General features: G+C 71.1%; 11 protein-coding genes. 2 read left to right on the forward strand and 9 right to left on the reverse strand.

The window, feature by feature from the left end; all coding sequences use genetic code 11:
- Position 1: 1 nt before the first annotated feature.
- The 9 genes from M1105_RS15410 to M1105_RS15450 all read right to left on the reverse strand — a co-directional run bounded on the left by M1105_RS15410 (position 2) and on the right by M1105_RS15450 (position 8,821).
- Positions 2 to 1,552 (reverse strand): nitrite reductase, encoded by a 1,551-nt coding sequence (locus M1105_RS15410; protein WP_249581270.1) that lies wholly within the window; start codon positions 1,550 to 1,552, stop codon positions 2 to 4.
- A complete protein-coding gene (nirJ, locus tag M1105_RS15415) occupies positions 1,527 to 2,735 on the reverse strand; it encodes a heme d1 biosynthesis radical SAM protein NirJ (protein WP_249581271.1) in 1,209 nt (402 codons plus the stop codon). Before nirJ ends, M1105_RS15410 begins: the two co-directional genes overlap by 26 nt.
- 1 nt (position 2,736) lies before the next feature.
- Positions 2,737 to 3,225 carry a siroheme decarboxylase subunit beta gene (gene ahbB / locus M1105_RS15420; RefSeq protein WP_249581272.1) on the reverse strand — a complete coding sequence of 163 codons (489 nt, stop codon included), beginning with the start codon at positions 3,223 to 3,225 and terminating at the stop codon, positions 2,737 to 2,739.
- A complete protein-coding gene (locus tag M1105_RS15425) occupies positions 3,222 to 3,692 on the reverse strand; it encodes an Lrp/AsnC family transcriptional regulator (RefSeq protein WP_249581273.1) in 471 nt (156 codons plus the stop codon). The genes ahbB (M1105_RS15420) and M1105_RS15425 overlap by 4 nt, the downstream gene beginning before the upstream one ends.
- Positions 3,689 to 4,696, reverse strand: coding sequence for a siroheme decarboxylase subunit beta (gene ahbB, locus M1105_RS15430; RefSeq protein WP_249581425.1), 1,008 nt, complete (start codon positions 4,694 to 4,696; stop codon positions 3,689 to 3,691). Before ahbB (M1105_RS15430) ends, M1105_RS15425 begins: the two co-directional genes overlap by 4 nt.
- 2 nt (positions 4,697 to 4,698) lie before the next feature.
- The gene (locus tag M1105_RS15435) at positions 4,699 to 5,829 is read right to left on the reverse strand and encodes a cytochrome D1 domain-containing protein (RefSeq protein WP_406600633.1); all 1,131 of its coding nucleotides are present in this window, start codon (positions 5,827 to 5,829) and stop codon (positions 4,699 to 4,701) included.
- A gap of 65 nt (positions 5,830 to 5,894) precedes the next feature.
- Entirely contained in the window at positions 5,895 to 6,161 is a 267-nt protein-coding gene (locus tag M1105_RS15440) for a c-type cytochrome (RefSeq protein WP_249581427.1), read from the reverse strand.
- A 49-nt stretch (positions 6,162 to 6,210) separates the two neighbouring features.
- Complete coding sequence (cobA, locus tag M1105_RS15445; RefSeq protein ID WP_249581274.1) at positions 6,211 to 7,002, reverse strand: uroporphyrinogen-III C-methyltransferase; 792 nt, start codon at positions 7,000 to 7,002, stop codon at positions 6,211 to 6,213.
- A 64-nt stretch (positions 7,003 to 7,066) separates the two neighbouring features.
- On the reverse strand, positions 7,067 to 8,821 hold the full coding sequence (locus M1105_RS15450) for a nitrite reductase (RefSeq protein WP_249581275.1): 1,755 nt from the start codon (positions 8,819 to 8,821) through the stop codon (positions 7,067 to 7,069).
- Between the two features lie 131 nt (positions 8,822 to 8,952).
- Here M1105_RS15450 and M1105_RS15455 point away from each other — a divergent pair, with 131 nt between their 5' ends.
- Together M1105_RS15455 and M1105_RS15460 are read left to right on the forward strand one after the other, a co-directional pair.
- Positions 8,953 to 11,034, forward strand: coding sequence for a NosR/NirI family protein (locus M1105_RS15455; RefSeq protein WP_249581276.1), 2,082 nt, complete (start codon positions 8,953 to 8,955; stop codon positions 11,032 to 11,034).
- Positions 11,035 to 11,045: 11 nt separating this feature from the next.
- A complete protein-coding gene (locus M1105_RS15460) occupies positions 11,046 to 12,236 on the forward strand; it encodes an NnrS family protein (RefSeq protein WP_319936799.1) in 1,191 nt (396 codons plus the stop codon).
- Positions 12,237 to 12,263 lie beyond the last annotated feature (27 nt).

Genomic DNA, 12,263 nt, shown 5'->3' on the forward strand with positions numbered 1-12,263 from the left:
CTCAGTGGCTGGTGCCGTCCGAGAAGGTGATCTTGTTCCAGACATTGTATTTTCCCGAGGGCTTGCGCATCGGCAGGCGTTTGACCTCCTCGAGCGTCGCTGCATCGTAGACGATGATCGCACCGTCGTCCTCCCACACGCTGACCAGCGCGTGGCGGCCATGGCGGTCGAACTCGACATGGGCGACCGTCGCGCCCGGCTCGGGGCGCAGGGTCCGGACGACCTGAAGCGTCTGCTTGTCGATCACATGCATCGCGTCGCGGTTGGGGCCGAAGAACACATCGGCCCAGACATAGGGCGAATTCTCGTGGCTTCGAAGGAAGAATCCGGGGCCCAGCGTCTCGATGGTGCCGACCAGCTTCCAGCTCTCGGTGTCGATGACCGACAGGCGCGGCTCCTTGAGGTGCGGCGTCGCCATCACGCGGCGCCCGTCGCGCAGCCACGAGATGCCCGAGCCCAGATGCGGCATGCCGGGCAGCGGCAGTTCCGCGATCTCGCGCCCCACGGTCAGGTTCACCACCACGCCGCGTGCCCCGTCGCGCGAGGCGCCGATCAGGTTGCGATAGTCGGGGGTGAAGAAGAAGTCGTCCAAGGGCTCGGACACCGCGATCCGGCGCCGCGCGAACAGGCCCTGCGACGAGGGCAGCCCCTCGACCATCCCCTTTTCGCGACTGTGCACGAAGCCCTCGTAGACCGGAGGGGCGTTCGGGTCTGTCGCGATCTCCCAGATCTCGGGCGCGTCCTTGAGCGCGAGGATGAAGCTGTCGCGCGCCGGCGCCTGGTAGACCGCCGAGACGCGCGACGGCGTGCCGTCCTTGTCCGCCACCTGGAACACCCGCTCGACCGAGAGGTCGGCGGTGGACAGGATCGTCAGCGTCGCCGGCAGGTAGTTGGCGACCGCCAGATGCCTGCCGTCCTTCGAGATGGCGATGTTGCGGCTGTTGAGCCCGGCGCGGACCCGGCCGACCTCGGCCAAGCTCCAGAGGTCGTATTTCTGCACCCAGCCGTCGCGCGACATGATGAAGACAAAGCGCCCGTCGGGCGCGAATTTCGGCCCGCCATGCACGGCGAAGGGCGTCTCGAAGCGGTCGATGACCTCGAAGCGGTCGCCGTCCAGCACGCTCACATGGCTGTCGCCGGTCTCGACCACCAGGAACAGGTTCATCGGGTCGGCGGTGAACACCGGCGCCTCGGCGGCGCGGTAGTCGGGGTTCGCCATCAGGCTCGCGGCGATCTCGTCCGGCCCCCAGCCGGGCACCTCGGCCAGCGGCGCCCGCAGCCACTCGGCCAGCGCCGCGATCTCGGCCTCGGCCAGCGTGTCGGCGAAGCCCGGCATCTGCGTGGCCGCGCGCCCTCGCGCGATCACTTCGCCCAGTGCCGGGCCGCGCATCCGGGTCAGCGTCTCGGGGATCAGCGCGGGGCCGGTGCCGCCCAGCCGCCCCTCGCCGTGGCAGGCGGCGCAGTGTTCGGCATAGAGCGCCGTGGGCTCCGCCCCCACGGGCGCGGCCAGTAGCGCGAGCGCGAGGCTAGTTGAAGCGATGCGCCGGATCATGGCTTTTTCCCCGGAACGGCGTGACTTCGAGGCGCGGGGCCGGATCGACGCCGATCTCGGCGTCGTCGAGATAGCAGGCCGGGTCCTCGGCCCATGGATCGCCGGTCAGCTGCAGCGCGCGGATACGCGTGTTGCCGCCGCACACGGCCTGATGCGCGCAGTCGCCGCAGCGGCCCTTGAGCGGGCGCGGGCGCTTGCGCAGTTCCGCCAGCATCGGGTCGTCGCCCGTCCAGAGCGCCGAGAAGGGCGCCTGCCGCACATTTCCGATGGTGTAGTCCGACCAGTAGGTGTCGGGATGCACGTTGCCCTGCGGGTCGATATTGGCGACGCCCACGCCCGAGCTGTTGCCGCCCCAGGCCTGCAGGTGGCGGCACAGATGCGCGACCTTGTCGGGCGAGAAGTTCGCCTCGACCCAGCGCAGCAAATAGACGGCATCAGCGTCGTTGTTGCCGGTGACGATCTCCAGCGGCTGTCCCTCGGCCGCCGCCACCCAGGCGCGGTCGAGCAGGATGTCCATCGCCCAGCGCGTGCGCCTGCGGTCCGCGTCCTCGCCCCGGTGCTTGTCGCCGCGCCCGGCATAGACGAGGTGCGAGAGATAGAACTTGTCCACCCCCTCGTCGTCGCAGAGCGCGAGCAGGTCCGGAAGCTGCGAGGCGTTGTCGGCGGTGATGGTGAAGCGCAGCCCTACCTTGATGCCGCGCGCCTTGCAGGCCCTGACCCCCGCCAGCGCCATGTCGAAGGCGCCGGCGCGCCCGCGGAACCAGTCGTTCGTCCGCCCGATCCCGTCGAGGCTGATGCCGACATAGTCGAAGCCGATCTCGGCCACCCGGTCGGCGGTCTCGCGCACCACACCCGTGCCGTTGGTCGAGAGCGACAGATACATCCCCATCTGCCGCGCGCGGCCGGCGATCTCGAACAGGTCGCGCCGCGCCAGCGGCTCGCCGCCCGAAAGGATGAGGGCGGGGATGCGGAAGGCGCCCAGATCCTCCAGCACCGCCATCGCCTCGTCGTGCGTCAGCTCGCCAGGGAACTCGACGTCGGCCGAAGTGGTGTAGCAGTGCCGGCAGCGCAGGTTGCAGCGCCGCGTGAGGTTCCAGATCACCACCGGCCGCACCGGGCCGCGGCGGTGACGCACCGGCGTCGGCTCGACCAGTTCGCGCATGTATTGCGAAAGCCGGAACATCTTACCCCTCCCGTCGGGCCAGCCTCAGCCCGGTCTTCTTGAGGATGCGCGTCGAATAGAGCACGTCGTCCGCCCGGCAGCCGGGCCCCAGCAGCACGCGGATCGCGGCGCGCTTTTCCTCGACCTCGGCGCGGTCGTGGCCATGGACCATGGCGAACAGGTTGTAGGGCCAGTCGGGCAGCGCTCGGGGGCGCAGGTAGCAATGCGTGACGAACTCCAGCGCCCCCACCTGCCGACCCAGCCGGCTCGCTTCCGTATCCTCGACGTCCCAGACGGTCATGCCGTTGGCCGCGAGGCCCAGCGCATAGTGGTTGGGCGCAAGCGCGATGCGCCTCACGACGCCGCGCGCCTGCATGGCGGCGAGGCGGTCGATCACCTCGGCCTCGCTGAGGCCCAGACGCTCGGCCACGGCGGCATAGGGCGCGGGCGCCAGCGGCAGCCCTGCCCCGGTCGCCTCGATGATCCGCCGGTCGGTCGCGTCGATCGTCATGCCGCCACCCGGAAGCCGATGAAGAATTCCTCGAGCTTCGGAAACAGGAGCACAGGCAGCCCCGTCGCCTCCTCGATCCGTCGCGCCGTCTGCGTGATCCCCTCGGGCGTCTCGGTGGCCAGGACGAACCACATGTTGAGCCGGTGCGCACGTTCATAATTATGCGCGACCTCCGGTTGCGCATTGACTTCGGTCATGACCGTCTCGAAGCGGTCGGCCGGCACCGCCATGGCGCAGAGGCAGAAGGCGCCGCCCATGGCGGCGGCGTCGAAGAACGGCCCGAAGCGGGTGATCGCACCAGTTTCCCGCAGCCGCGCGAGCCGGGCGATCAGCGCGTCCTCCGACAGCCCCAACGCCTCGCCCGCCTCGGCGAAGGGGCGGGGCGAGAGGGGGAAGCCCTCCTGCAGCGCGTTCAGGATGCGCCGGTCGGTGTCATCCAGCGCGACGGGCGCGGCAGGGCGGCTCATGCGGCGCCCCCCCGATGCTCGGCCGCAGCATTCCCGGCGATCAGCGCGCCGGTCTGCTTGAAGCAGCGCAGGCTGAACAGCACCTCGTGCGGCGTCGCCGCGAGACCCGCGGCCTCGGCCGCCTGCTCGAGCGTGGCGATCGCCTCGGCCCGGCTGCGGGCATGGATCATGCAGTAGAGCGTGTAGGGCCAGACCCCCGGCACCGGGCGGCGCTGGTAGCACAGCGTCACACCCGGCACGGCGGCGAGCAGTGGGCCCGCCCGCGCGATGTCGGCCTCGGGCACCTGCCACACCACCATCGCGTTCGACCGCCAGCCCAGCGCGCGGTGGCGCACGATGATGCCGATGCGCGACACCACGCCCGCCGCCGCCAGCACCCGGATGCGGGCGAGCACCTCGTCCTCTGAGCGGCCAAGCCGCGCGCCCAGTGCCGCGAAGGGCCGCGACACCAGCCCCAGCCCGTCCGACAGTGCCTGGAGGATTGGGGCATCGCCCGGCTCGACCGCGCGCGCATCGACCGGCCCGCGCCGCACCGGCATCGCCGAGGGGCGGTCGAGCGAGAAGCCGAGATCGAGGTTGAACGGCCGCACCAGCGGCACGTCGAGCACGTCGAGCCCGGTCTCGGCCTCGATGCGGGCAAGGGTCGCGGCGACATGCGCGCGGTCGGGGCCGGTGGCCACGAACCAGATGTTGCGCTCGTGCTCGCGCAGGTAGGAATGGTTGACGCCCGGCAGGCGGCCGATTGCCTCGGCCACCTCGTCAATCCGCCAGTCGGGCGCGGCGACGGCGGCGAGCGTGCTCGCCCCCGCCGTGTTCGGCCGGAAGGTCCCGCCCACCCGGCTGATCGCCCCGGCGGCGCCGAGCGCGGCAAGACGTGCCAGCACTTCGGCCTCGCCGATCCCCATCGCCCCGGCGATGGCGGCATAGGGCCGGGGCACCAGCGGCAGGTCGCGCTGCCAGTCGTTCAGCAGCGCATGGTCGCGAGGGTCGAGGCGAAGGCCCATCGTCACAGTCCCATCCGGTGCGCGCGCGCGGTGAAGAAGATGCCCGAGGGGCTCTCGGCCGCGATCTCGGCGCGTTTCTCGAAGGTCCCGGTGTCGTAGACATCGACCCGCCCGGCATCGCGGACCGAGACCCAGACCTCGTGGCCGCGGGCGGTGAACTCCATGTGCAGGACGGCGGGGCCGGGGTTCAGCGTGTGGACCACCTCGCCCGAGGCGCTGTCGATCACCTGCACGGTGTCGTTCAGCGGATGCGCGAAGTTCACCCAGACCTGCCGACCGCCGGGCCGCGCGACGGCAAAGACCGGCTGCCCGTGGGTGGCGGTGCGGCCCACCTCCTCGAGGCTGCGCGCATCGACCCACAGCACCTCGTGCCGTCCGATCGCGGGCAGCACGAAGCGCTCACCGGCCAGCGCCCAGCCCTCGAGATGCGGCATCTTGTAGACCGGCAGCGGCTCCTCGCCCCGGCCATAGCCCGACAGGATCCGGCGCGGCGCTGGCGGGCTCTCCCACAGGTCCAGCGCGGTCAGGCCGTCCTCGCCGAAAAGTCCGGTGATGTAGCGCCGCCCGTCGCCAGTGATCAGCGCGTCATAGGGGTTCTTGCCCATCCCCTCGATGCGCGTGATCGCGGGCGCGCTCGACGCGAAGTCGGCGATCCAGGTCTCGCCCGCATCCCAAAGCGAGAAGACGAAGCGGCGCCCCGGCGCGTCCACCAGCCCGATGGTCTTCGAGCCCGTCGGAATGTCGGCCACGGGGGCGAGCGTCTCGGCGTCGAACACCCGCACGCCGCCCGGCTCGTAGTTCGAGACTGCCACCAGCCGCCCGTCGTCCGAGATGGCGCCGCCGATGGCGTTGCCCGACTGGATGACACGCGCGGCAATCGCGCCGGTCAGTATGTCGACCTTGGAAAGCCCGCCGTCGCGGCCGAAGACATAGGCGAAGCGCTGATCCGGCGAATAGACAACCGAGGCGTGCGAAAGGTCGCCCAACTCCGTCACCCGTCCGATGGCGGCCCGCGCGATCTGGTCGACGATCACGAGCGAGCCGGTCGCGCGCTCGACCACGACGCCCAGCGCCCCGGTGCCACGCAGCGTATCCGCGCCGCCAGGCGACGCGGCCAGCGCCGGCGCGGCCAATGCCCCCGCGGCCAACCCCAGCGCGCTGCGCCGGGTCAGGCCGCCGCCGGGGCGCGACGTGCGGCTCACGGGCGCTCGGTCCGCAGCAGGTAGTCGGCGATCCATCGGGCGTCCTCCTCGGTTATAAGCGGGCGCCAGGGCGGCATCGCCGTGCCCGGCACCCCGTCGAGAATGATGGCGGCAAGGCTCTCGGGCTCGGTGCCCGCCAGCGCCTCGGAGCCGATGTCGGGACCGAGCCCCCCCTTGAGCGTGAGCCCGTGGCACGAGCCGCAGTCCTGCACCACCAACCGCTCCAGCGCCGCGGCGCGCTCGGGGCTCACCTCGCCCGCCATCGCGGCGCAGGGCAGCGCCGCGAGCGCGAGGGCGAGGCGGGCCAGCCAGTCAGGCACAGGCGGCCTCCCGCTGCGCGCCGGCGGCGAGGCGCGCGACCATCTCGCCCGGCGCCTCGCGGTAGAGCCAGACGACCCGGCCAATGATGAACAGCACCGGCCCGTCGAAGCCCGCGCGGGTCGCGTCGTCGGCGACCGTGTCGAGGCGCGAGACCAGCCGGCGCTCGCGCGGGGTCGTGGCGCTCGCGATCGCCATCGCGGGCAGGTCGCCCGGCATGCCGTGCTCGAGCAGCTTTCCGGCGATCTGCGGCATGTTCGCAGCCCCCATGTAGACGACCACCGTCGTGTCGGGATCGGCGAGGCCCCGCCAGTCGAGATCGAGCGGCGCGTCCGCCCGGCAATGTCCGGTGACGTAGCGCACGCCCGAGGCAAGCCCGCGATGGGTGAGCGAGACGCCCGTGGCCGCCGCCGCGCCCTGCGCCGCGGTGATGCCGGGAACCACCTCGAAGGGGATGCCCTCGGCGTGAAGCTCGGCCGCCTCCTCGGAGCCGCGGCCGAAGATGTAGGGATCGCCCCCCTTCAGCCGCACCACCATCCGCCCTTGCAGCGCAAGCCGGACCAGCAGGCGGTTGATCTCCTCCTGCGGCACGGGGTGGTTGCGCGGCGCCTTGCCGACCGGGATCAGGCGGGCGGCGGCGGGGGCGAGCGCGAGGATCTCGGGCGAGACGAGGCGGTCATGGACCACGACCTCGGCGGCTCCGATCAGCCGCGCGGCCCGCAGCGTCAGAAGGTCGGGGGCGCCGGGGCCTGCGCCGACCAGGTAGACCCGTCCGATCCGTTTCATGGCGCCCTCGTGAGTTCGGGGAAGCAAGGCGCGGGGGCGGGCAGCCGCCCCCGCGCGGGACGCGTCAGTAGACGTCGTTGCGCGTGTTGAACACGTTGAACTTGCCCGTCGGCGTGATCAGCTTGGGATCCTTGATCACGTGCTTGAGGGCCAGCGTCTTGTCATCGACCACGACGATGGCCGATTCCTTGTCCTTGGCGTTCCAGACCGAGAACCAGATCTCGGTTCCCTCCTGGTTGAACTCGCCCTGGACGACGCGCGGCTGGCCTTCGGCGATCGCGGCCCATTCGCCGATCGGGAGCACCGTGTATTCGGGGCTCTCGGCGCCGAGCTCGGACACCTTGAACACCGCGATCGAGGCCGAGATCTCGGCATCCGGGTTCAGCGGCGCGTCGACATAGAGGTGGTCCGACGTCGGGTGCGACTTGACGAACAGCGAGCCGCCGCCCAGCGCCTCGAGCGTCTGGACCACCTTCCATGCGTGGTCGGGATGCCCCTCGGGGTCCGTGCCGATCAGCGCGACCGTCTCGTCGCCCAGGTGCGAGGTCGCCCAGACCGGCCCGTAGACCGGGTGGTTGAGGTTCGCGCCGCGCCCCGGATGGGGTGTCTGGCCGCCGGTCTCGACCAGCGCGGTCAGCGTGCCTTCCTTGGTGTCGATCACCGCGACCTTGCCGCGGGCGTTCGCCGCCACCAGGAAGTAGCGCTTGGTCGAATCGAACCCGCCATCGTGCAGGAAGCGCTCCGCCTCGATCTCGGTGGTCTTGAGGTTGCGGATGTCCGAGTAGTCGACCAGCAGGATCTTGCCGGTTTCCTTCACGTTCACGATGAACTCGGGCTTGTAGTGCGAAGCCACGATCGAGGCCACGCGCGGCTCGGGGTGGTAGGTCTGCTCGTCATAGATCATGCCGCGAGTGGACTGGATCTTGAGCGGCTCGAGCGTGTCGCCGTCCATGATCACGTATTGCGGCGGCCAGTAGCTGCCGGCGATCGCGTACTTGTCCTCGAAGCCCTTGAACTTCGAGGTCTCGATCGAGCGGGCCTCCGAGCCCACCTTGATCTCGGCGACGGTGGCAGGCTCCTTCATCCACAGGTCGATCATGTTGACCTTGGCGTCGCGCCCGATGACGAAGAGATAGCGCCCCGAAGCCGAAATGCGGCTGATATGAACCGCATAGCCGGTGTCGAGGATCCCCACGATCTCGTAGGTGCCGCCGTCGATCAGCGCGACCTGACCCGAGTCCCGCAGGGTGACCGAAAACAGGTTGTCGCGCGCGATGTCGTTCTCGGGCGCGGTCGGGCGCTTCTCGGGCGGCACGATCAGCCGCCAGCTCGCCTTCATCTCTGCCATGCCGTACTCGGGCGGCTGCGGCGGCTCGATCAGCAGGTAGCGCGCCATGAGGTCCACGTCGGCCTCGGTGAAGTCGCCCGAGGTGCCCCAGTTCGGCATGCCCGCGGGCGAGCCGTAGGTGATGAAGTCGCGCAGGTATTCATACCCGTTCTTGCGCGTGATGTCGGTGGTCAGGGCCTTGCCCGTGGCGCCCTTGCGCAGCACGCCGTGGCAGCCGGCGCAGCGCTCGAAATAGATCGTCGACGCCTTCGAGAACTCCTCGGGGGTGATCACGGGATCGCCCGGCTTGCGGCCGGGGATCTCGACCTGGATCTGGCCGAGCGTCGTCATGCTGGGCTCGTAGGCCGCAGCCGGGGTGTCGCCGTGGCCCTTCGGCTTGTCCTGGGCCGGCGATCCGGTCGCGGCGAGCGCGAGCGGCAGGGCGACGCTCGCATAGAGCGCGATCCTGCGGATTTCGCGAAATGTGTTCATGCCGGTGATCTCCGTTGCGCTGGTGAGGCAGGGGAAACATCGGCGACGCCCGGCGCGACTGCCTTGACTTCGGTCAACGCGCGACACCAGCGCCGCAGGCAGGGTCGCAGCCGGGTTGACGGAGGGACGTCATGCGGCTCAGGGAATGCCTCGGCGCGATCTGCCGTGCGGCCGGGCTTGGCCTCGCCCTCGCTTCGGCCGGCATCGCGCCCGCCGATCCCGCGCGCGCCGCGGGCCCCTTCGCCGCCGAGACCATCGAGCCGGCGCAACCGACACCCGTGATCGCCGCGCGACTGTTCTCGCATCCCGGTCCGCTCCTCGTCACCCGCGCGGCATCGGGCACGCCCGGCTGGCAGGTGACGGCCGGGGGCGCGGCGCTGGGCGAGATCGGCTCGACCTGGGAGATCGCGGGATCGGTGGGCTATTCCGGGCGCCCGCTCGACGTGCTGGTGGCGGTGACGCCCGAGGGCCTGATCGCCGGGGCCGAGCTTGTCCGCCACAATGAGCCGATCCTGACGCTGGGCATCTCGACCGCGGATATCGCGGCCTATGTCGGCGGCTTCCGCGGCTACGACCTGACGCGGCCCGCGGTGGAGGCGGTCGCGGGCGAGGCGGCCCCGGCTGGCGGGCTGCCCGACGTGATCTCGCGCGCAACCGTCACGACGGGCGTGATCCGCGACGCGATCCTGCGCACGGCGCGCACGCTCGCGGCGGCACGCGGCCTCGCCGCGGGCGCGGGCGGCATCGACCGGCAGTCCTTCGCGCCGCACGACTGGGCGGCGCTGGTGGCCGACGGGGGGCTCGCGACCCTGTCGGTCGGCCTCGCCGAGGCGCGCGAGGGGCTCGCGGGCTCGACGGTCCCGCTCCCTGCGGGCGAGGGCGCGTTCCTCGATCTCTGGGCCGGGATCATCGACCCGCCCACGGTCGGCCAGAACCTCCTCGGCGCACCGCTCTTCAGCCGGGCGATGGCGATGCTGCGGCCGGGCGATGCGGCGCTCATGGTCGCCTCGCGGGGCGCGCAGTCGCATCGCGGCACGGCCTGGCGCCAGACCGGCCAGTTCGAGCGGATCGCCATCGTCCAGGACGGCGCGCGCCATGTGCCCGCCGAGGCCGATTTCCTCAGGGTCGACCGCCTTGCCATCGCAGGCGCGCCCGAGCTGCGCGAAATCAGCGTCTTCCGCCTGCCCGCCGGGCAGATCGACCCTGCGCGCCCCTTCCGCGTCGAGGTCACCGCGACGCGGCCCGCCGCGACGGGCGAGGTCGCGATGACGGTCGGCCTCGACTACACGCTGCCCGCGCAGTTCCGGCTCGCCCCCGCCACCCTCGCGGCGGAGACCCCGCTGTGGGTCTCGGCCTGGGAGAAGAAGCGCCTCACGGTGATCGGCGTGGGCCTGATGCTGGCGGTGCTCGCGGCCATCCTGTTCCTGCAGGAAAGCTTCGTGCGCCGCCCGAAGCTGTGGCGCTGGGGCCGGATGACCTTCCTCGCGGTCACGCTGGTCTGGCTCGGCTGGATCGCGGGCGGGCAGTTGTCCGTCGTGCAGGTGGTGGCCTTCCTGCACTCGCTGCTAACCGGCTTCCGCTGGGAGACCTTCCTGATCGAGCCGGTGATCTTCCTCCTCTGGGGCTTCGTCGCGCTCGGGCTTCTGTTCTGGGGGCGCGGGGTCTACTGCGGCTGGCTCTGCCCCTTCGGCGCGCTGCAGGAGATCACCAACGAGATCGCCCAACGCCTGCGCGTGCCGCAGATCGAGGTCCCCTTCGCGGTGCAGGAGAGGCTCTGGGCCGTAAAGTACACGCTCTTCATCGCCATCCTGGGCCTCAGCTTCTACTCGATGGAGCAGGCGCTGATCCTGGCCGAGGTCGAGCCCTTCAAGACCGCGATGTCGATGCATTTCCTTCGCGCCTGGCCGTTCGTGGCCTTCGTCGTGGCACTCCTGGTCGCGGGGCTATTCATCGAGCGGTTCTACTGCCGCTATCTCTGCCCGCTGGGTGCCGCGCTGGCGATCCCGGCCAAGCTGAAACTTTTCGACTGGCTGCACCGCCGGCCGCAATGCGGGCGCGAATGCCGTCTGTGCGAGCAGCAATGCACCGTTGGCGCGATCGACCCGATCGGGCGGATCAACCCCAATGAGTGCGTGCTCTGCCTGCGCTGCCAGATGATCTATCACGACCCCGCCACCTGCACGGTGCTCAAGCGCCGCGCGGCCCGGGGATGAGCCGCACAGGAATGACGACGATGCAGACCGCGATGCGCACCGTGTTGGGCGAGGGCTTCCGCGTCTTCTTCCTCGCCGCCGGCATCTATGCCGTGCTGGCGATGGGCATCTGGCTGGGTATCCTGGGCGCCGAGGCGCGGGGCGCGGCACCCGCCCTGCCCTTCGCGCCGGCGCCGTATCTGTGGCACGCGCACGAGATGATCTTCGGCTATGCCGCGGCCGTGCTCGGCGGCTTCTTCCTGACCGCGGTTCCAAGCTGGACCGGCACGGCCGCCGCCCGGCGCGGGTATCTGGCGGCGGCGGCTGCTGCCTGGCTCGCGGGGCGGCTGGCGGTCTGGTGGTCGGGTGCCCTGCCGCCGGGGCTGGTGGCGGTGGCCGATCTCGCCTTCCTGCCGCTTCTTGGGGTGAAGATCGCTCTCCAGCTGGCGCGGCGCCCCAAGCCGCAGAACATGATGCTGCTGGGCGTGCTCGCGATCATCTGGTCGGGCAACCTGATGGTGCATCTCGAGTGGACCGGGCTTGCGGCCGACACGGCGGGAACCGGGCTTCGGGTCGGGCTCCTCGGCGTCACGGCGACCATCGCAGTGATCGGCGGCCGCGTCGCGCCCGCCTTCACCCGCAACGCGATGACGCGCGCCGGGGTCGAGGCGCGGCTGCCGCAGACGCCCGCGGCGCTCGACGCCATCGGCGTCGGCACGGCGATCCTGCTGCCGCTCATGGTGCTCCTCGGCGCGCCCGAGATGCTGCTCGCGGCGGTGGCGCTGGCCTGCGGGGCGGCGCAGGCGGCGCGGCTGATGGGCTGGCGCACCGGCTGGGTGCTGGGCCAGCCGATCCTGTGGAGCCTTCATCTGGGCTTCGCCATGCTGGCGGCAGGCTATGCCATCCTCGGGCTCGGCTGGGCCGGCCTCACAGGCGAGATCGCGGGGCTCCATGTCCTCGGCATCGGCGCGGTCGGGGGGATGACGCTCGCGGTGATGAGCCGGGCCACGCTGGGCCACACGGGGCGCCCCCTGGTCGCACCGCGCGCGACGGCGGTGGCCTATGCGCTGATCGCCGCCGCGGCGCTGGTCCGGGCGGCGGGGTCGACCCTCGCGACCGATTGGTATACGCTTTCCGTGCTTGGTTCCGGAGCTTTATGGATCGCTGGATTCGCGATCTTCCTGTCCGATTTCTGGGGGCCGCTCACCACGCCGCGCGCCTGACGCCTGCGACGCCCTGACCCGGGGTTG

The organism is Thermohalobaculum sediminis (assembly GCF_023487995.1).
In the GTDB taxonomy this organism is placed as follows: domain Bacteria; phylum Pseudomonadota; class Alphaproteobacteria; order Rhodobacterales; family Rhodobacteraceae; genus Thermohalobaculum; species Thermohalobaculum sediminis.

Excerpts from the sequence above, each read along its gene's own strand:
- M1105_RS15440 (WP_249581427.1), bottom strand. The coding sequence starts at position 6,161 with ATGGCGGGCGAGGTGAGCCCCGAGCGCGCCGCGGCGCTGGAGCGGTTG.
- M1105_RS15450 (WP_249581275.1), bottom strand. The coding sequence starts at position 8,821 with ATGAACACATTTCGCGAAATCCGCAGGATCGCGCTCTATGCGAGCGTC.
- ahbB (WP_249581272.1), bottom strand. The coding sequence starts at position 3,225 with ATGACGATCGACGCGACCGACCGGCGGATCATCGAGGCGACCGGGGCA.
- M1105_RS15425 (WP_249581273.1), bottom strand. The coding sequence starts at position 3,692 with ATGAGCCGCCCTGCCGCGCCCGTCGCGCTGGATGACACCGACCGGCGC.
- M1105_RS15460 (WP_319936799.1), top strand. The coding sequence starts at position 11,046 with ATGACGACGATGCAGACCGCGATGCGCACCGTGTTGGGCGAGGGCTTC.
- ahbB (WP_249581425.1), bottom strand. The coding sequence starts at position 4,696 with ATGGGCCTTCGCCTCGACCCTCGCGACCATGCGCTGCTGAACGACTGG.
- cobA (WP_249581274.1), bottom strand. The coding sequence starts at position 7,002 with ATGAAACGGATCGGACGGGTCTACCTGGTCGGCGCAGGCCCCGGCGCC.
- nirJ (WP_249581271.1), bottom strand. The coding sequence starts at position 2,735 with ATGTTCCGGCTTTCGCAATACATGCGCGAACTGGTCGAGCCGACGCCG.
- M1105_RS15410 (WP_249581270.1), bottom strand. The coding sequence starts at position 1,552 with ATGATCCGGCGCATCGCTTCAACTAGCCTCGCGCTCGCGCTACTGGCC.
- M1105_RS15455 (WP_249581276.1), top strand. The coding sequence starts at position 8,953 with ATGCGGCTCAGGGAATGCCTCGGCGCGATCTGCCGTGCGGCCGGGCTT.